Annotated in this window: 16 protein-coding genes and 1 tRNA gene; 8 read left to right on the top strand and 9 right to left on the bottom strand. The window is 30.8% G+C overall.

Annotated elements, in window-relative coordinates:
• Positions 1-22: 22 nt before the first annotated feature.
• The 6 genes from CXF68_RS01185 (at position 23) to CXF68_RS01155 (ending at position 7,738) form a co-directional block, all read left to right on the top strand.
• On the top strand, positions 23-1,729 hold the full coding sequence (locus CXF68_RS01185) for a sodium:solute symporter family protein (RefSeq protein ID WP_101042535.1): 1,707 nt from the start codon (positions 23-25) through the stop codon (positions 1,727-1,729).
• Between the two features lie 349 nt (positions 1,730-2,078).
• Positions 2,079-4,769, top strand: coding sequence for a sensor histidine kinase (locus tag CXF68_RS01175; protein ID WP_101042533.1), 2,691 nt, complete (start codon positions 2,079-2,081; stop codon positions 4,767-4,769).
• 15 nt (positions 4,770-4,784) lie between these two features.
• On the top strand, positions 4,785-5,150 hold the full coding sequence (locus CXF68_RS01170; protein WP_028890270.1) for a response regulator transcription factor: 366 nt from the start codon (positions 4,785-4,787) through the stop codon (positions 5,148-5,150).
• Positions 5,151-5,224: 74 nt separating this feature from the next.
• Positions 5,225-5,443 carry a hypothetical protein gene (locus tag CXF68_RS20930; RefSeq protein ID WP_101042532.1) on the top strand — a complete coding sequence of 73 codons (219 nt, stop codon included), beginning with the start codon at positions 5,225-5,227 and terminating at the stop codon, positions 5,441-5,443.
• Between the two features lie 173 nt (positions 5,444-5,616).
• On the top strand, positions 5,617-7,524 hold the full coding sequence (gene acs / locus CXF68_RS01160; RefSeq protein WP_101042531.1) for an acetate--CoA ligase: 1,908 nt from the start codon (positions 5,617-5,619) through the stop codon (positions 7,522-7,524).
• Between the two features lie 141 nt (positions 7,525-7,665).
• A tRNA-Met gene (locus CXF68_RS01155) sits at positions 7,666-7,738 on the top strand.
• 588 nt (positions 7,739-8,326) lie between these two features.
• Here the strand turns inward: CXF68_RS01155 and CXF68_RS21155 are convergent.
• The 8 genes from CXF68_RS21155 to CXF68_RS01115 form a co-directional block, all read right to left on the bottom strand.
• The gene (locus CXF68_RS21155) at positions 8,327-8,554 is read right to left on the bottom strand and encodes a tetratricopeptide repeat-containing protein (protein WP_369800549.1); all 228 of its coding nucleotides are present in this window, start codon (positions 8,552-8,554) and stop codon (positions 8,327-8,329) included.
• Between the two features lie 247 nt (positions 8,555-8,801).
• The gene (locus CXF68_RS01145; protein ID WP_101042529.1) at positions 8,802-9,602 is read right to left on the bottom strand and encodes a DNA/RNA non-specific endonuclease; all 801 of its coding nucleotides are present in this window, start codon (positions 9,600-9,602) and stop codon (positions 8,802-8,804) included.
• Positions 9,602-10,045 carry a thioesterase family protein gene (locus CXF68_RS01140; protein ID WP_028890266.1) on the bottom strand — a complete coding sequence of 148 codons (444 nt, stop codon included), beginning with the start codon at positions 10,043-10,045 and terminating at the stop codon, positions 9,602-9,604. The genes CXF68_RS01145 and CXF68_RS01140 overlap by 1 nt, the downstream gene beginning before the upstream one ends.
• An 87-nt stretch (positions 10,046-10,132) precedes the next feature.
• Complete coding sequence (locus CXF68_RS01135) at positions 10,133-11,197, bottom strand: PepSY domain-containing protein (RefSeq protein ID WP_101042528.1); 1,065 nt, start codon at positions 11,195-11,197, stop codon at positions 10,133-10,135.
• Between the two features lie 86 nt (positions 11,198-11,283).
• Positions 11,284-13,674: a TonB-dependent receptor gene (locus CXF68_RS01130; RefSeq protein WP_101042527.1), complete on the bottom strand. Its 2,391-nt coding sequence runs from the start codon at positions 13,672-13,674 to the stop codon at positions 11,284-11,286.
• 181 nt (positions 13,675-13,855) lie between these two features.
• Positions 13,856-14,935, bottom strand: a complete 1,080-nt coding sequence (locus CXF68_RS01125) for an ABC transporter permease (RefSeq protein WP_101047282.1) — start codon at positions 14,933-14,935, stop codon at positions 13,856-13,858.
• A 6-nt stretch (positions 14,936-14,941) separates the two neighbouring features.
• Positions 14,942-16,192, bottom strand: a complete 1,251-nt coding sequence (locus CXF68_RS01120) for a mechanosensitive ion channel family protein (RefSeq protein ID WP_101042526.1) — start codon at positions 16,190-16,192, stop codon at positions 14,942-14,944.
• A gap of 8 nt (positions 16,193-16,200) precedes the next feature.
• Positions 16,201-16,896 carry a queuosine precursor transporter gene (locus CXF68_RS01115; protein WP_101042525.1) on the bottom strand — a complete coding sequence of 232 codons (696 nt, stop codon included), beginning with the start codon at positions 16,894-16,896 and terminating at the stop codon, positions 16,201-16,203.
• Positions 16,897-17,052: 156 nt separating this feature from the next.
• Between CXF68_RS01115 and fabD the strand changes: the two genes are divergently transcribed.
• Complete coding sequence (gene fabD / locus CXF68_RS01110) at positions 17,053-17,940, top strand: ACP S-malonyltransferase (protein ID WP_101042524.1); 888 nt, start codon at positions 17,053-17,055, stop codon at positions 17,938-17,940.
• A gap of 147 nt (positions 17,941-18,087) precedes the next feature.
• On the opposite strand, the gene lpdA is transcribed toward fabD, so the two are convergent.
• On the bottom strand, positions 18,088-19,488 hold the full coding sequence (gene lpdA, locus CXF68_RS01105; RefSeq protein WP_101042523.1) for a dihydrolipoyl dehydrogenase: 1,401 nt from the start codon (positions 19,486-19,488) through the stop codon (positions 18,088-18,090).
• Positions 19,489-19,662: 174 nt separating this feature from the next.
• Between lpdA and CXF68_RS01100 the strand changes: the two genes are divergently transcribed.
• Positions 19,663-20,898: a glycosyltransferase gene (locus CXF68_RS01100; RefSeq protein ID WP_101042522.1), complete on the top strand. Its 1,236-nt coding sequence runs from the start codon at positions 19,663-19,665 to the stop codon at positions 20,896-20,898.
• Positions 20,899-20,925 lie beyond the last annotated feature (27 nt).

The raw sequence follows: 20,925 nt of genomic DNA, 5'->3' as shown, positions 1-20,925 counted from the left end.
CAATAAACTAAACAAATATATTATGGGACTATTAACTTGGACCTGGATACTCGTAGGAATCACTTTTGCACTTTATATTGGAATTGCAATTTGGGCCAGAGCAGGATCATCAAAAGAATTTTATGTAGCAGGTGGTGGCGTACACCCCATTGTTAACGGTATGGCAACTGCTGCCGATTGGATGTCTGCAGCATCATTTATATCACTAGCAGGTATTGTATCCTTTGGAGGCTACGATGGCTCTGTGTACTTAATGGGATGGACAGGAGGATATGTGCTTTTGGCATTGTTACTCGCACCGTATTTAAGGAAATTTGGAAAATTTACAGTGCCCGATTTTATTGGAGATAGGTACTATTCTAATGTAGCACGTATTGTTGCTGTAATTGCTGCCCTAATTGTATCATTTACATATGTAGCTGGTCAAATGAGAGGGGTAGGAATTGTATTCTCTCGTTATTTAGAAGTAGATATTGAAACAGGTGTTTATATTGGTATGACAATCGTACTTTTTTATGCTGTATTGGGAGGTATGAAAGGAATTACCTACACACAAGTAGCACAATACTGTGTACTTATTTTTGCTTTTATGGTACCTGCTATTTATATTTCGTTTGAAATGACAGGAAGTCTTATACCTCAAATAGGATTTGGAGGGGCAGGAGAAGATGGAGTTTATTTATTAGATAAGTTGGATAGTTTACATGCCGAACTTGGGTTTAGTGAATATACTACAGGAAGCAAATCGATGATAGACGTCTTTGCGATAACATTAGCTTTAATGGCAGGTACAGCTGGGTTACCTCACGTTATTGTTCGTTTTTTTACGGTACCTAAAGTTAAAGATGCACGAAAATCTGCTGGTTGGGCTTTACTTTTTATTGCAATAATGTATACAACGGTTCCGGCGGTAGCAGTATTTGCAAGAGTAAATCTTATAGAAACGGTAAGTAATGAAAAATATGAAGAATTACCAGAATGGTTTGGTAATTGGGAAAAGACAGGATTATTAGGTTTTGAAGATAAAAATAATGATGGTGTAGTTCAATATGTTGCTGATAAAGTAACGAATGAATTAACAATAGATCGAGACATTATGGTGCTCGCAAATCCAGAAATAGCAAAACTACCTAATTGGGTAATCGCGCTGGTAGGTGCTGGTGGTTTAGCAGCTGCATTATCTACAGCAGCAGGATTGCTATTAGTAATTGCATCTTCAATTTCTCATGATTTATTTAAGAAAATATTAATGCCAAAAATTAGTGAAAAAGGGGAGCTTGTTGCTGCACGTTTAGCAGCAGCTGTAGCAGTTGTAATTGCTGGGTACTTCGGTATAAATCCACCAGGATTTGTCGCCGCCGTCGTCGCCTTGGCCTTTGGTCTCGCGGCTGCCTCCTTTTTTCCTGCCATTGTACTGGGTATATTTGATAAACGTATGAATAAAGAAGGTGCTATTGCTGGTATGGTTATAGGGTTAAGTTTAATGTTACTTTATATGTTAAAGTTCAAGTTCGGAATTTTTGATGGAGGTAAATCTGCTGTAGCTGGTTTAAAATCTAGCTGGTGGTTTGGGATTTCTCCCGAAGGATTTGGTACCGTTGCCATGTTTGTAAACTTTGTAATATCTGTAGTTATCTCAAGAATGACACCTGCACCACCAGAAAGTGTTCAAGAAATTGTAGAAAACATTAGAATACCTTCCGGAGCAGGAGAAGCTTCTGATCATTAAAAGAAAAGCGCTACTATTCTGAAATAGTAAAATAAAAGAATAAGAGCATTATTTTTAAACTAGTTAGTTAAAGAGTAATCAGCATTACAATTTTTGTAATGCTGATTTTTTTCACTACTTTTTACCATCCAAATAAACGTATATACAACTAGTATAATTTTAATGAAGAAACGTCACGAACAAAAACTAATCGTCCTTTCGATTGTACTGTTTTTACTATTCAATGTTCCCTTTGTCTTAATTTTTAATTTCGAAGGAGCAATATTTGGAATTCCTACATTTTATTTTTTTATATTTTCTATTTGGTTACTTTCTATTATCATATCAGCAATAGTATTAAAACGACACTATGAATAATTTTACACTTATAATTATCATTGTAGTGTATTTGGCAGTGTTATTTTATATTGCTTTTCTTGCAGAAAAAAAGAAGAAAAGTAAATGGGTAAACAACCCGTATGTTTATACATTATCACTAGCAGTCTATTGCTCTGCTTGGACATATTATGGAAGCATAGGTATTGCAGCTAATTCTGGAATTGATTTCTTACCTATTTATTTGGGGCCTGTAATTGCTGCACCTTTATGGATTTTAGTTTTACGTAAAGTAATACGAATTTCTAAACAGAATAAAATTTCATCAATAGCAGATTTTATTTCATTGCGTTACGGAAATAATAGATTTTTAGGCGCTTTGGTTACTATTGTTTGTCTTCTAGGAACATTGCCATATATCTCTTTACAGCTTAAGGCTGTATCTGAAACGTTTGAAATTATGGCAGGGAGAACAAGTGATGTTTCAATAAATATATTAGATGATTCTACATTTTATGTAGCATTGATTTTAGCGATATTCGCTACTTTTTTTGGAACACAAAAAACAGATGCTTCTGAAAAACACACAGGAATAATAGCAGCGGTAGCTTTTGAATCTGTATTAAAATTAATATTCTTTTTAGTTATTGGGTTTTATGTAACCTTTTATTTATTCGATGGCACAACAGCTATTTATGATAAAATAGTGAACGTAGCTAATTTTAAAGATCTTACAACTCTTTCAGGCTTAGAAGATGGTTTTAATTGGTTTTTTATGATTTCATTATCTTTTATGTCAATATTTTTATTGCCAAGGCAGTTTCAAGTTTCTGTGTTAGAAAACAATCGAGAAAAATATTTAAAAAAGGCTATTTGGTTGTTTCCATTGTATCTGTTACTATTTAATGTGTTTGTTATTTTTATTGCTTGGGCAGGGAAAATAACCTTTGGAGAGGCTGCAAATGCAGAATATTATACTTTATTACTTCCTTTGGAAAAAGGCAATTCTTTTCTTGCAACGCTAGTTTTTCTTGGCGGATTTTCTGCAGTAATCTCTATGGTTGTGGTTTCGACATTAGCATTGTCGACAATGGTGAGTAATAACCTTATTATTCCTTATGGGTTTTTAGATAAATTCATTAAAAATCAAACAGAACGAAATGAGAAGTATATTAAGAACATTAGGCGTATTTCTATTTTTACAATTATTATAATAGCGTATTTTTTCTATGTTTCTTTTTCAAGAGAATTATCCTTGTATTCTATAGGTTTAATTTCTTTTGTGATTATAGCCCAACTAGCACCTTCTTTTTTTATAGGACTTTTCTGGAATCGAGGCTCATCAAAAGGAGCAATAATTGGTGTAATTATTGGCTTTTGCATTACCGTGTATACATTAATACTCCCATTTACATTAGCTGTTTATACAGGAACAGATGACTTTATAGTGTATGGATTAAATAATATTGCTGCACTTAAGCCTTATGCATTGTTTGGTATCGATTTTTTAAGTCCGCCAGCACACGCTTTTTTTTGGAGTATTTTATTTAATTTATTAGCGTATTTGGTGTTTTCTATTATTTCGAAGGGAAATTATAGGGAGCGTAATTATGCTGAAATGTTTGTAGACAGTAAGAACTTTTCCGCATTACAAGATAATGCGCTAGTTTGGAAAGGAGAAGCTTATGTGGCAGATATTAAAAATGTACTTGTTCGGTTTTTGGGAGAAAAAAAAGCAACAAGAGCTTTAAAACTTTTTTTCACTAAGTATAAATTATCACAAGATATACAGCTGGCAGACGCAAGGTTGATTAATTTTTCGGAAAAGCTTTTGACAGGAAGTATAGGTAGTGCTTCTGCAAAAATATTAATAGCGAGTGTTGTAAAAGAAGAAGAGATAAGTCTTGTTGAGGTGCTTAGAATATTAGAAGAATCGAAAGAGCATATTGTAAGTAATAAAATTCTTATTGAAAAATCAGGAGAATTATCTGAATTGTCTTCGCAATTAAAAGATGCAAACGAAGAATTGGTACTTAAAGATAAGCAAAAAGATGAATTTTTAGATACTGTAGCTCATGAGCTTAAAACACCGATTACTGGAATTAGGGCAGCTACAGAGCTTTTAATGGATGAGGAAGATGATATGCCCCAAGAGATAAAGAAACAATTTCTTACAAACATACTTCAAGATTCAGATAGGCTAGGGCGACTAATTAATAACATCCTCGATTTTGAAAAATTAGAAACAGGAAGGTTGAGTTTGGATATGAGTTTCCTAGATATTCAAGAAACTATTAAAAAAGCAGTGGAACGAATACAGCCTATTGCAGCAAAAAAAGAAATCCAAATAATGGTAAAAAATGTAAATAGTTATAAGATACATTATGATGAAGATAGAATTCTTCAGGTTTTATACAATTTAATTTCTAATGCTATTAAATTTTCTGGTTCAGAATCAGGGTATATTGAACTTGAGACTAAGTTAGGTGATGAGCTATTAGAGATCTCTGTAAGTGATAATGGAAAAGGGGTTCCAGAAGAGGATATTGATTATATTTTTGATAAATTTTATCAATCACAACATCAAAATACAATAAAACCAGAAGGTAGCGGATTAGGATTAGCCATTACAAAACAAATCGTTGAAAAACACAATGGAAAAATATGGGCATCAAAGGAAATAAAATCAGGAGCAAAATTTGTTTTTACACTGCCAATTAGTTAAATTGTAAGCTGATTTATGAAGAACAAAATTTTAATAGTTGATGATGAGCCTAATATCGTAATGACTCTAGAGTATGCCTTTAAAAAGAAGGGGTTTGAAGTGTTCATTGCACGAGATGGTAGTGAAGCATTAGAGATATTAAAAAATAATATTCCAAAAATAGTATTGTTAGATATTATGATGCCAAATGTTGATGGATATCAAACATTAAAATATATTAAGGAAACAAAAAGTTTAGAGGCTATGAAGGTAGTTTTTTTAACCGCAAAAAATAAAGCTTCAGACATTGAAAAAGGGTTAAGTCTTGGAGCAGATAAATATTTAATAAAACCTTTTTCAGTAAAGAAAATAGTTTCAGAAATTATGGAACTTGTGACTTAAAAGTAGTCTTATAAGTCTTTCTTAAATATTGGTTTTGTGTGCAAACAAACAATGTTTAATTAAAATTTTAAGACGTGAATTACCAAATAAAACCACGTACATCAGATATCGTTATTACTATCTATGTTGTACTTACTTTATTTTATAGAATAAAGTTTGAAAATGAAACAGGCGTAACTGTATTACAATCTCTTGTAATTGGTTTATGCCTTGTTGTTATGCCTTGGTCTCTTATAAAACTAAAGGTTCTTAATCCTAATTGGTTCGGTTTATTTAATTCTAAAAAGATCTGAATAATGAGTTATTCAACCTTCTATAAGGAGAATATTACTTGTCTAAAATAGAGTCTTTATTAAAAATAAAAAACATGTTATTGTAAGTAAAAAAATATTACAGTAATAGGTAGTATAAGGTAAGTATATCAATACTAAAGTACCTGAATTTATAATTAAAAAATTAACGAATAATGAGTAATTATCACATAAAACATTTTGAAGAGTATTATCAAATATATAGAAAATCAGTCCGAAGTCCTGAAGCATTTTGGGAAGAAATAGCAGAAGAGCATTTTGTTTGGCGAAAAAAATGGGATAATGTTTTAAGTTGGGATTTTAAGAAACCTGAAGTAAAATGGTTTGAAGGAGGGAAATTAAATATTACAGAGAATTGTATAGATAGGCATTTAGCAACAAGAGGAGATAAAACAGCCATTTTGTTTGAGCCAAATGATCCAAAAGAAGCGGCTGAGCACATTTCTTATAGGCAATTATATCATCGTGTGAATAAATTTGCAAATGTTCTGAAAGCTAAAGGAATTAAAAAAGGAGACAGAGTTTGTATTTATCTGCCAATGATTCCAGAATTAGCCATTTCTTTATTAGCCTGTGCTCGGATAGGAGCAATACATTCTGTTGTGTTTGCAGGTTTTTCGTCTAATGCACTAGCAACAAGAATAAATGATTCAGACTGTAAAATGGTTATTACATCTGACGGATCATATAGAGGTGCTAAAACTATTGATTTAAAAGGAATTGTAGACGAAGCTTTAGAAGATTGTAAATGTGTGGAAACCGTTTTAGTGGTAAAACGTATTAATACTGATATTGATATGAAAGAAGGACGTGATGAATGGTTACAGCCTTTATTAGACGAAGCTTCAGATGAAATAGAGGTTGAAGTTATGAATGCTGAAGACCCCTTATTTATATTATATACTTCTGGCTCTACAGGAACACCTAAAGGAATGGTGCATACTACAGCAGGGTATATGATTTACAGTGCTTATACTTTTAAAAATGTTTTTCAATATAAAGAAAATGATGTTTACTGGTGTACTGCAGATATTGGTTGGATAACAGGACATAGCTATATTGTGTATGGTCCATTAGCAAATGGAGCAACAACTGTTATGTTTGAGGGTGTGCCAAGTTATCCAGATTATGGGCGCTTTTGGGAAATTGTGCAAAAACATAAAGTTACTCAATTTTATACAGCACCAACAGCTATTAGAGCATTGGCTAAAGAAGGAGTAATGAATGTTGAAAAGTATGATTTATCAAGTTTAAAGGTGCTAGGGACTGTTGGTGAACCTATTAATGAGGAAGCTTGGCACTGGTATGATGATAATATAGGTAAGAAAAAATCACCTATTGTTGATACCTGGTGGCAAACGGAAACAGGAGGTATTATGATAACACCGATTCCTTTTTGTACGCCAACAAAACCAACTTATGCAACATTACCATTCATTGGTATTCAGCCAACATTAATGGATGAGAAAGGTGAAGAAATAAAAGGAAATCAAGTTGACGGTCGTTTATGTATAAAATTCCCTTGGCCTAGTATAGCTAGAACTATTTGGGGAAATCATCAACGTTATAAAGATACTTACTTTTCTGCTTACGAGAATATGTACTTTACGGGTGATGGGGCGCTTAGAGATGAAGTAGGATATTATAGAATAACAGGGCGAGTTGATGATGTTATTATTGTTTCAGGACATAATTTAGGAACAGCACCTATAGAAGATGCTATTAATGAGCATCCAGCAGTTTCAGAAAGTGCAATTGTTGGGTTTCCACATGACATAAAAGGAAATGCGTTATATGGTTATGTTACTTTAAAAGAAACAGGAGAAGGTAGAGATCATAATAATTTGCGCAAAGAAATTAACCAGATTATAACCGAACAAATAGGGCCAATTGCAAAATTAGACAAGGTTCAATTTACAAAAGGATTGCCAAAAACACGTAGCGGAAAAATTATGAGACGTATTTTACGTAAAATAGCAAGTAAAGATACGAGTAACCTTGGAGATACAAGTACACTTTTAAATCCAGAATGTGTTCAGGATATAATGGATAATGTCTTGTAAAATAGTACTTAATAATATGAAATATCGAAAACTGAATTTTCGATATTTCATATTATAATTTTACTCTTAGCATGTTTGAAAAAAATAATTATGTTTTATTTGCGTAGAACAGATAAATAGTAGTATATTTGCACTCGAAATCGCGGGATAGAGCAGTAGGTAGCTCGTCGGGCTCATAACCCGAAGGTCACTGGTTCGAGTCCAGTTCCCGCTACTATTAGCAAAAGCCTTTCAGGAAACTGAAAGGCTTTTTTTTTATGCTTTGCGTAAAGTATATGTAAAACAAATTTATTTTTCTTAGATGTTTTTTTAAAATAATGCCTCCTTTTTCTTAGATGGTTATAGAGGATCAAGAATAACTATTGTGTTAAGTAAAAAATATTAGTTAGTTTAAAAAGGACGAATCCTGCATTTTGAATTGCACTCTGAAAGCCTTTGTTTTGGTATTATATCTTTTGATTGTTTTAAATTTGTGAAAAGAGTATAAAAAACGTTCAATATTTTTAGGTAGTTTATAATCTGGATCTGTAGAATAACTTATAAAAAAAAGTATATTTTTTTGTTCCATAATTTTTATATTTTTAATTCCTTTTAATTTTTCAAACATAAAATATAATTTATTCTTTTATTTACTATAAGTACTCATCGCAAAATCTGAATCTGGAAAATAGGAAACTAGTTCTAAATATTCTTGCTCTTTTTTGTTATTATAAATTCCTAAATAAGCTTCTGCTAAAGTTATATAAATCCAAATTTTACCTCCTCTTTTTTCAAAATATTCAGTATTTGAAATAGATTCACATTAGCCAATAATCTCTTTCCAAATTTTAATAGCCTGACCATAACTTGCACAGATGATTAATTTATCCGCTTGTTTTTCTTTATGATTTACTGCCTTAGTTATATGTAGATATGCTGTATTAATTCCGTTATAATAATCTTGTTTTACGTAGTAACCTCTTTCGTAAAAGTGCAGAGATTGGTCTAAGTATTCTACATTTTTTAACGTTTCAAATAAATGTTTACATATCCTCGTATTTTGTGAATTGAGGGGGAGTAACGTTTTTAAAACCTTTATTTTTATCTATGTGCTAAAACAAAAAATATTCATTACATAGTTAGAAGTTAACTATGTTTAAAATTTGTAGCAATTTTAAAACACGGTAGAATAAAAATCATATAGACTGATATAACAGTATTTTAAATGTTGTTAATTAGATAGTTAAAAATAAAATAGAATAAAGAGATTATGTTGAAAAAGAGGTGTTTTTTTATAATTATCTAAAATTCCAGTTTTTGTAACTACTAGAAGCTTCTAACTTGGTTTCAATAGCATTTGGTAAGTTAGGGAAGAAATCAATTCCTGTTTTTTGCTCTAATTCATCAATAGAAACAACAAAATCATATAAAGGTTTTTTACTTTCCTTATGAGGAAATAAAAAAGCGATAGCTTTTATTTCGGGCTTAGTGTAATCTAATATTATTTTATAAAACTCATTAGGTACACTTACTTTGTCTTTTCCTATTGTTTTTAAATTAGGATTTAAAATTCCACCAGTAACTATATACAGTTGATTATATTTCTTAGCCCAATAACGAGTTTTTTGTTCTAATTTATTCCAAATACCAGCATTAAAATTATGCTTTTGAGGTGTAATGTTAGAGGTGTAAAAAGTTTCATCATGTGCTTCTTTAGAATACTTCTTATCTCCAGCAGGGCATAAATGACCTCTATCATAACCAGACTTTTTATAACTTCTCCAATTAGCAGATTTTGTTTTTACTTTGGGGTCGTTAATAAAATATGGTCGTTTAAAGTTGTTGTAAATAATATCACTTTTACTTAGTGAGTAAGCAACCCACTCAGCTTGTTCGTGCTGCTCGTTGTAAGATAATTGGTATCCGTTATGTTTTATAACGACACCTGTTGTAGTACTAGGTAAATAATTAAATCCTTTTATGTTTTCAACAGGTGTTTCAGAAGTTGAATTACTAGGCGTTTCCTTTTTATTTAACCAATAACTAACAACTAAAACAATGATGGCAACAACTAATTTTATTTTTTTTGAAGTACTCATTAACTTTTAAGTAAAATTTCTTTAAAGTTTTCTGTTTTTTCAACTTGATTGAATATTGTTTGAAATTTAGTAGGAGGCACAGATAGTTTTCTTTTAACTAAATCTAACCAAGCTCCGTAAACAGTAATTACTGCCGATAATTTTCCTGCTTCATTAAATACTTCGTGTTGAATTTTCCAACGTTCACCTTTACTAGATAGCCCAAGCACCTTTAAATTAATAGAAATATCTGTTCCCATATGAATTTCACGTAAAAATTTGGTATTTTCTTCAAATAGAATTGGGCCTGTATTTTCTTTTGTAAAGTCTTGAATTGTAATGTTATGTTCTTTAAAAAAACGTAATCTTACTTCAGCTGCATAGTCATTATAAGCGGTATGGCGCATATGTATATTAGCATCAAAATCTGACCATCGTGTTTTAAACTGTATACTAAAACTCATTTGTTATTTTTTTAGCTAAAATACATTATAATTTATAATGTTTTAATTCTAACAAATGCGTTTTAAAAAAAATATTTGTGTTAATTTTTAGCGTTTTTTAAATAAGTAAAACCGTATTCCTGTTATGTAAAGAGCTAACGGAATTAGTCCACAAATGAAAACTAAAAAACGATGAACAAAGCCAAATGATTCCCCAATATGAATTGGATACATTTGTGCTGTGGCTCTTAAAGATAATGGGTCGGTATTAAAAGAGTTTATCTTTGTTGTAATTAAATCCTTATCGGTAAAAATATCTGCGGTTTTTCTAAGTCCACTTTCAATTTCAAGAGTATTTATGAATCTAAACCTATAGTCTCTATCTTTTTTTGAAGGAAAATGAATTGACCAAAGTTTATACTTTGGAAGTAGTTTTTTGGTGTGTTTTTCAATAGAAAAATAGGTGCCTATCTTAATTTTTGTTAATGAAGAAGTATCTTCTATTTTAAAGTCTGGTAATACCGAAAATAGTGTTCTATACTCTTTGTAAAAAGTGAAATATGCTCCTGAAAAAGACATGATTATTAATGGAATTATAAAGTAGATTCCAGCTACTTTATGTAAGTTGTAATTAAATTTTTTCTTAGAAGAAGACCAGGTTATTGTAAAGCCTTTTTTCCATCTTTTCTTATAGCTTCTACGCCATAATAAAAAACCTGAAATTAGTATAGAAAAACAAAATAAAAGAGAAGAAATTCCCATTATATAGCTACCGTAAGGTTTTATACATAAGTTTCGATGAAGTTGTAAAAGAGTTTTAAAAAAAGAATCTGTTTTTAAATTAGATCCTAAATAAGCGCCATTTTTAGGATGGTAATAATATGTGGTTCCATTTAAAAAAGTTAACAGAATGTAATTGCTTTTTCGATAAGGAAGCTGAAGTTTTTTTATAGAATCACCATGTACTTCTTTTAACTTTATAGTAGTATGAACACTTTTTGCATAGGAGGTTTTACTAGAGTTATGTATGTTTAATTCTCTATTTGTTAAGTAAGCAGAAATTTCAGGTTGCCAAACATATAAAGAACCTGTAATCCCTGAGAAAGAAACAATGGCTCCAACTGTTAAACCAAGCCATAAATGAAGTGTTTTAATTATTTTATAAGGTTTCATTTGCTACGTTACTCGTTAAAAAAAGCGAATGATTGTCATTCGCTTTTTTTTGTGATAAATTTATTATTTATTTGAATAGATAGGTTTTAAAATTCATAAACCACTCCTAATTTAGCATTTATTCCTTCACCTGCGGTAGTTTGACTTCTTAATGGGGCTGCCCATTGAGCTCTTGCAGGTAAAAAGAATTCATTTAATAAGTTGTTTACCGCAACTGATAATTTTACATTAGGTTTTATAGCATATGTACTTGAAAAATTAAGCATTGTGTATCCTTTTACAGGTACTTCTCTATAGCTATAAGAATATACTCCAGCTTTTTCTTTTGGGTTAAATCGATTACGATTACCTGTATAGATTAAGCGTAGTGATGATGTTAAGTTTTTTATTGGTTGAATATTAATATAGGCTGTCGTTTTAGGGGGAGAAACAACATCTCCACCAATGTAGCTTAAGTCATTTGGATTTCCAGGAGTATGTTTTAATCCTTCAACAAAAGAATACGAACCACCAAACTGTAATTTATCTTCTAAAAAAGTGAAATCAGTAGATACTTCAGCTCCATATATTTTTTGTGGATTTTTAGATTGTTCAAACCTATTAATATCATCGTTAAAAACAAGTCCTAAGCCGAAGTTTGAAGTACTGTAAAAACCAACAGCTTCGAAACGTACATGTTTAAATTTTGATAAAAATCCAAATTCGTAATTGTTTGTTTTAATAGCGTTAATATCTAAATGATTTACATTATCAGCTTTTGCTGTTCTTAGTGTTCTACCTAAGTCAGGTAAAGAAAACCCTTGAGAATAACTTACATAAGGTATAAATTCATCATTTTTAATATATCTAAGTCCTAAGTTTATTGATGTATTTTTAAAATCTAAACTACCACCAATAACATTTATAGGGTCTGTAAAATTATTGTCAGACTTAGATGAGTAAGGTAATGTAGTAAAATCTTCAATTTTAAGGTTCATAGCATCGTAACGTACGCCTGCTTTAAAAACCCAATCTTGGTTGTATTTAAATTTAGCTTGTAAATATGGCGCATAGCTAAATAAATCTAAATTAGGAACCCATAAACGTCCATCTAATAACCCTTGGTTAGTTTTATCTTTTAAAATATCAATACCATAAGTAAAAGACATGTTTACTGGAGAATTGATGTTTAAAACAGTATGGAAATTTGGTCTAAGTCCCATTTTTTCTGAATTTACGACAGATTGTCCACCTTCAACAAATTTATCAGAATAGAAAAATATATTTTTACTTTTCTGATAAAATAAATCAGTATCTAAACTTGTTGTACCATTAAAAATATCAGATAATTCGTATTTTAATTGAGCATTTGTAGTAGTTACTCCAGTAGCACTTCCTAATAAAGGGTTTGCTGCAGTTGGTGATATACCTGTTCCTGGTGTGATTTCGTAATCTCCTGCTTCATTTGTTACAGATATTGAACCTAATGTAGGAACAAAAGGAGAACTTTGACGAGTTTGATAACGATTCACCATTAAACTTAATTTTTGATCGACATTAAGTTGGTATCCTAACTTTAATAAACCACTAAATATTTTTGTGTTATCTAAGCCATATGTTGGAAGTAGTACTTCGCCATTTGCATCATATTTATTACCGGTTTGTTCAAAACTTCCAGAAGCATAGTATGAAAAATCATTAAGAACACCTGAGAAAGATTGGTATACTCCCCAGCCTAAAGCATCTTTAACTCTTTTTAAGTTTGCTGTTTGCCATAAGTTAGTTCTACCACTTATTTTTTTATATTTATTTGGTTTTTTAGTAATGTAGTTTACAATACCACCATCTCCACCATTACCATAAATAGCAGTAGCTCCTTTTATAACTTCAATTCTAGAAATATCATTTGGATTTAAAGATTTTAAACCCACTTTAGCATTTCGTAGAGGAGTAGATTGCGGTATACCGTCTACCATTACTAATAATTGTCTACCACGAAGTGTTTGTCCCCAGTTAGAATAAGTTCCTGTGCTAGAAGCCAAACCAGGAACAGAAAATTCTAAAATATCATTAATATTCGTAGTTGTTGTTCCTAGTTTTTCTAATTCTCTTGTTCCTACAATTGTTATAGAAGCAGGTATTTCTGAAATTTTTTCTGAAGTTCTTCCTGCTGAAACAACGATTTCATCTAAGATACTTTTATCTTCTTCTAAAACTATGTTTAAAGTAGTAATATTAGTAGTGATATTTAGTTCTTTAACTTGTGTTTTATACCCTAGAGATTGGAAAGTAATTAAATAGCTGTCTTTTTTTAAATTTTTAAGTTCGTATTTTCCATCAAGACCTGTAGTTGTTCCTTTAGCGTCTTTTTTTATAAAGATAGAGCTACCTACAATTGCGTCTCCATGTGTATCTTTAATTGTTCCTGTTAAGACATTTTGTGAATAAGCACTGAATACTGTGAAAAGTGCCAAAAATATAATTTTATATAGTTTCATTTAGATTATTTTGGGCGCAAAAGTATGTATTATTTTTATTTAGAGTTAATAAAAATAACTTATATTTAAAAGTTTTCAAAGTGTCTTTTGAAATAGCTAAGAAATGGAGAAAAGCAGTTGATAATATTTTAAATTTCTCAAGAATTATCTGTGTTTTTTAATTAATTAAAAATATTGTTCTCTAGGATTTTACATCTAGAGCATCTCTAAGTGTATTTCCAATAAGCATAAAGGCCATTACTAAACTCATAATTGCTAGCCCAGGAATTAATGCTAAAAAGGGTTTGCCTAAAATGATGTAGTTATAATGGTTTTTAATCATTGCGCCCCATGACGGAGTGGGAGGTTGTGCACCAATACCTAAAAAGCTTAAACCACTTTCAATTAAAATTGCTGCGGCAAAATTTGCTGCTGATATTACAATTATTGGTGCTAAAATGTTTGGTAGTATATGTTTAAAAATTATTCTAAAATCAGAAAAACCTAAAGCTTTTGCAGCTTCAACATATTGTTGTTGTTTGGTTGTAATTACTTGCCCGCGTACTACACGCGCAACTTCAACCCACATCGTTAATCCAACGGCAATAAATACTTGCCAAAAACCTTTTCCTAAAGCTAAAGTGATGGCGATTACTAATAATAGAGTAGGAATAGACCATGTGATATTGATAATCCACATAATAAAATTATCAATTTTTCCGCCAAAATAACCTGCAATTGCTCCGATAGGAATTCCGACTAGAAGAGAAATGAAAACAGCAATAAACCCGATAAAAAATGAAATTCTTGCACCTATTAATAGTCTACTTAATAAATCACGTCCATATTTATCGGTTCCAAACCAAAATGTTTTTTGTTGAATATATTCTTTAGGTTGATTTTTAAATAATGACAGCGGATAGGTTTTAGCTAATCCGTCTGAATACTTTAAAACTTCTAATTGACTATCAGTTAACTTATAAGATTTTATTGGAATTTCGGTTGGTGAATTTTGTTTCCCATCCATAAAAACTGAAAACCAAGATTGTTCTTTTTTAGATATAGAAGGAATACTGAGCATCATTACAGAAAAACCTGGAGATTTAGAGTGTATTTCTAAATGCATTTGATTGGCAGAATTACTATTGTCAGGAGCAATTGTATAACAAAAAACAGCAATTAATCCACAAGAAACGATAAACAAAAAACTAAGCATTCCTGTTTTACTTTGCTTAAATTTCTGAATAGCTAATTGCCATAACGAAGTAGATCTTTTAGTTATCAACGCTTACTTTTTAATAGTTAAAATATCAGTTCCCGATGGATTTTCGAATACCTCTAAGTTAAAGTATTTTATACTAGCTAAAATATGGTCAAAAATATCAGCCATGTCTCTCTCGTATACAGCCCAAGATTTGTTTTTGCAAAAAGCATACACTTCTAATGGAATTCCGTTTGCTGTTGGTTGTAGTTGACGAGACATAAAAAGTAACTCCTGATTTATTTTTGGATGTTGTTTTAAATATTCATCTAAATATTTTCTAAACATACCAAAATTGGTTAGGTTTCTACCATTTATTAATAAAGATTTGTCAATATTGTGTGCTGTATTATATTTTGTAACATCGTTGTATGCATTCGTAACATAGTCCGTTAGTAATGCTATTTTTTTGTAATGCTCAACATCTTTATCCGTTAAAAAATCAATACTATTTATTTTAATTAAGATAGATCGTTTTATTCTACGACCACCAGAATTATCCATAGCTCTCCAATTTTTAAAAGAATCAGAAATTAATGAATATGTAGGTATGCTAGTTACTGTATTGTCAAAGTTTTTTACGATTACTGATGCTAAATTAATTGCAGTTACATTTCCGTCAGCATTGTATTTATCCATCGTAATCCAATCATTCAAACGTACTGTATCGTTTACAGAGATTTGTATACTGGCTACAAAACCCAAAATTGTGTCTTTAAAAATAAGTAGTAATACGGCAGAAAAAGCACCTAAAGCTGTTAAAAAACGAATAAGTGGTTTTCCTGTAATAATAGAAAAAGATATTATGAAGCTAATAATCCATAAGATCATCATAAAAGTTTGAACGTAGCTTTCAAGAGGTTTGTCTTTAAAAGCAGTTAAGTTTCTTAAAGAATCTTTTACTGTTAATAAAATACTTCTAATAAACCAGATTATAGAATATACAATAGCAACATTAATAACACGTTCAGCATATTTTAATAGTTCAGGGAAATCTGTTAAAAGAAATGATAAAAGCCCGTAAAGAATAACAAAAAGAAGAATTCTTGAAATATTTAAAAACACACGATTTTTAATTAATAAGTCATCAAAATTTGTTTTTGTTTTTGCAGCTACTTTTTTTACAAACTGACTTCCAAAATAACGAAATATTTTAAAAAATACATACCCTAAAATAGCAAGGATAAATAAGTTTACAATTAAATTAAAATAAATTGCGACTTGCTCTGAAGCAGAAAATTGATTTTTGAATATATGATAGAAAAACTTACTTGACATAATTTTATTTAAGAATTAAAAGTTGGTATTTCTTCACCAACTTTTAAGTTGAATTTTTTTCTAAACAAAAATACAATAAGATATAGAATAGGGGTATCAAAAGCGGCTACTATTATTTTGAATAAAAAACCACTAATTAATAAACCCGTAAAAATATTCCAAGGAAGTATTTTAAAAGAACACAATAAAAATAAGACAGTAAAAGTATCTATAAATTGAGAGAAAAAAGTAGAAAAATTATTACGTAGCCATAAGTGTTTCCCTTTAGTTAAGTGTTTCCAAAAATGGAAAATACGAATATCAATAAATTGTGCAAATAAATAAGCTAGCATAGATGCTAAAACTGCCAACGGAGATAACCCAAATACTTTAGAAAAAGTAGTGTTATCTATTGGTGAATTGTTTAAAGCAGGAGCATAGTCAGCAACAATAATAATTAACATCGAAAAAAAAGATGCAAAAATTCCTGCAATAACGACTTGATTTGCTTTCTTTTTTCCGTAAACCTCAGATAAAATATCCGTAATTAAAAAAGTAATAGGATATGGTAAAATACCAACTGAAATTTCAAAACGATATAAGTTAAAAGGTTCCCAGTAAAAAAACTTCTGAAATATTAAATTAGAAGTTACCAAAGAGGCAATAAATAAAGCAGCTAAAATTAAATAAATAAGTTGTGCTTGTGAATTTTGTTGTGCTGTCATGAAACGAAAATAGTGTTTTTTTTTTCTTAATAAAATAGTTTTTCACTAATAAAAATGACACTAAAAAACACCTAAATAATTTATAATTAAAAGAAAGAAATGGCTACAAATAAAAATGATTATTTTTGCACTATAATAAACAAACAACGAAACAAAATGAAAGCATATATTTTTCCAGGTCAAGGAGCGCAATTTACAGGTATGGGATTAGATTTATATGAAAACTCTCCATTAGCTCAAGAACTTTTTGAAAAAGCTAACGATATATTAGGTTTTAGTATTACTGATGTTATGTTCGAGGGTACTCCTGAAGAGTTAAAACAAACAAAAGTAACACAGCCAGCAATATTTTTACATTCAGTAATTTTAGCAAAAGTGTTAGGAGATGATTTTAAACCAGAAATGGTTGCGGGGCACTCGTTAGGAGAATTATCAGCTTTGGTTGTAAACGGAGTATTATCTTTTGAAGACGGATTAACCTTGGTTTCGAAAAGAGCGTTGGCTATGCAAAAAGCATGTGAAATTAAGCCTTCAACAATGGCGGCTGTTTTAGGTTTAGATGATAAGGTAGTTGAAGATGTTTGTGCTGAAATTGATGGGGTTGTAGTTGCTGCAAATTATAATTGTCCTGGTCAGTTAGTAATTTCAGGAGAAGTTGAAGCGATAGAAAAGGCTTGTGAAGTTTTAACTGAAAAAGGAGCAAGAAGAGCCTTAGTTTTACCTGTTGGTGGAGCATTTCATTCACCAATGATGGAACCTGCTCGTGAAGAATTAGCAAAAGCTATTGAAGAAACTACATTTAATGAGCCAACTTGTCCTGTGTATCAAAATGTAGTAGCAAAAGCTGTAACGAATCCTGCCGAGATTAAAGAAAATTTAATGCTACAATTAACAGCACCAGTAAAATGGACGCAATGTGTTCAGGCGATGATTGCTGATGGGGGTACTGAATTTATTGAAGTTGGTCCTGGTAAAGTATTACAAGGATTAATGCGTAAAATTGATAGAAGCGTTACTGCAAGCGGAGCAACGTTAACTGAATAGTATATTTAATTATATAAAAAAAGCCTTGAGTTTCTTCAAGGCTTTTTTGTTTTTATACTTAACGAGATTTTCTAAAGAAAATTAGGGGTAACAAAAAAAAGCAATCTCAGACGAGATTGCTTTTTAAAGTATATTTAATATTTTGTATTAAGCATTTAAAGGTTTACCATCCCAAGCAGCTTTAGCAGCTTCTTTAATAGCTTCAGAATATGTTGGGTGACCATGACAAATTCTTGCTAAATCTTCTGCAGAAGCTCTAAACTCCATTGCTACGGCAGCTTCCATAATTAAATCTGCAACACGTGCACCAACCATATGAACACCTAATACTTCATCAGTATTTTTATCAGCTAATACTTTAACAAACCCGTCAGTATCTCCACTTGCTCTAGAACGACCTAAAGCACGCATTGAAAATTTACCAGCTTTATATTCAATTCCAGCATCTTTTAACTCTTGTTCTGTTTTACCAACAGCTGCAACTTCTGGCCATGTGTAAACAATACCAGGAATTAAGTTATAATCAATATGAGGTTTTTGTCCTGCTAAAAATTCAGCAACAACAACACCTTCTTCTTCTGCTTTATGTGCTAACATTGCTCCGCGAACAACATCACCAATTGCATAAATATTAGAAATGCTTGTTTGTAAATGATCATTTACATCAACCATACCTCTATCGGTAAGTTTTACACCTGCTTTTTCTAAACCTAAACCTTGTGTGAAAGCTTTACGACCAACAGCAACTAAACAATAATCTCCTTTAAACTCAACTTCAACACCTTTTTTGTTGGTTGCTTTTACGATTACTTCGTCTCCATTTCTTTCTACAGAAGTTACACCATGACTAGTGTTAAACTTCATACCTTGTTTCTTTAAAACTTTTTGAAGTTCTTTAGAAATATCAGCATCCATGGTAGGAGTGATTTTCGGAGCATATTCAATAACTGTTACATCTGCACCTAAACGCTTGTAAACAGAACCTAATTCTAATCCGATAACTCCACCACCAATTACTAGTAGGTGTTTAGGAACTTCTTTTAGTTTTAATGCTTCAGTAGAAGTAATAACGCGTTCTTTATCTAAAGAAATAAAAGGTAAAGTAGATGGTTTAGAACCTGTAGCTATAATGATATTTGTTCCTTCAATTATTTCTGAAGTTCCATCATTTTTAGCAACCTTTACATGTGTAGCATCTTCAAAAGAACCTAAACCCTCATGAACAGTAATTGCGTTTTTGTCCATTAAATATTTAATTCCACCAGTTGTAGTTTCTACAACTTTAGCTTTACGAGCTACCATTTTTTCAAAATCGAAAGATGGTTTTTCTACAGAAATTCCATGCTCTTCAAAATGATGCACAGCGTCGTAATAGTGATGAGAAGAGTCTAGTAATGCTTTTGAAGGAATACATCCTACATTTAAACAAGTACCACCTAAAGTTGAATATTTTTCGATGATTGCTACTTTAGATCCTAATTGAGCGGCTCTAATGGCAGCAATATATCCACCTGGACCAGAACCAATAACGATTAAATCGTATTTCATAAGTCGTGTTTTTATTATTTATGTATATCTGATAAAATTTATGTTTCTATCAGTTTATATTTTGTTTTTCAGAATAATAAGTGCAAAATTACACATAAAAGTTGATTTGCTGAAGTATGTTTTCGATTACTTTATATGAATAAATAGCATTAATTATTTTAACTTTGAAACCATATGAAACAACTATTAATTATCGGGTATGTTTGGGTAGAGCCAAATTCTTCTGCTGCAGGAAGTAGAATGTTACAATTAATTGAATTGTTTTTAAAGAATAATTATAAAGTAACGTTTGCTTCACCAGCACAAAAGAGTGAAAAAGCAGTAGATTTAACAGAAATAGAAGTGAATGAGGCTTCAATTCAATTAAACTCGGCTTCTTTTGATGATTTTATTACAGAATTAAATCCGTCAATTGTAGTATTCGATCGTTTTATGATGGAAGAGCAATTTGGATGGAGAGTTGCTGAGAATTGTCCAGAAGCATTACGTATTTTAGATACTGAAGATTTACATTTTTTAAGAAAAACACGTCATCAGCAACTAAAAAAAGGAGAAAATTTTTCTGATGAGGTATTATTAGACTCAAGTGATGCTAAACGAGAAATAGCTTCAATTTTGCGTTGTGATATAAGTCTAATTATTTCATTTTATGAGATAAAATTATTGAAAGAAGTTTTTAAAATAGATGCGAACCTATTGTGTCATCTTCCTTTTTTACTAGATAAGGTTAATGATGAGGTAATTAATGAGTGGAAGTCTTTTAATGAAAGAAAGCATTTTGTATTTATAGGAAACTTTTTTCATGCACCAAATGTAGATGCTGTTTTGCAACTTAAAAATTATTTGTGGAAAGAAATAAGAAAGCTACTACCAAAAGCAGAAATTCATATTTACGGAGCTTATGCAACCCAGCAAATAAATCAACTACATAATAAAAAAGAAGGTTTTATTGTAAAGGGGTTTGCAGAAGATGCAATGGAGGTTGTGAGAAACGCAAAAGTAGTGTTAGCTCCTATTCGTTTTGGAGCAGGAATTAAAGGGAAACTTACGGAAGCAATGATTTGTGGAACACCAAGTGTTACAACAACTATTGGGGCAGAGGGAATGTGTGGTGATTTATCTTGGAATGGTTTTATTGAAGATAATTTTAAAGAGTTTTCAGAACGTAGTGTTGAATTATATTCTAATGAAGAATTCTGGAAGCAATCTCAATTTAATGGAATAGAAATTATCAATACTATTTATGATAAAAATAAAATAGAACAGCCTTTTATGAATCAGATAAAAAAACTCAAAGAAAACTTAGCTAAACATCGTCAGCAGAATTTTTTTGGAAGTTTATTACAACATCAAACACTACAAGCGACAAAATATATGAGTAAGTGGATTGAGGCTAAGAATAGTATTTAATTTGTATAAATTAGGGAGATAATATTT

It is taken from the genome of Tenacibaculum sp. Bg11-29, from assembly GCF_002836595.1.
Classification (GTDB): domain Bacteria; phylum Bacteroidota; class Bacteroidia; order Flavobacteriales; family Flavobacteriaceae; genus Polaribacter.
This window is presented reverse-complemented; position numbering and strand designations above follow the sequence as displayed.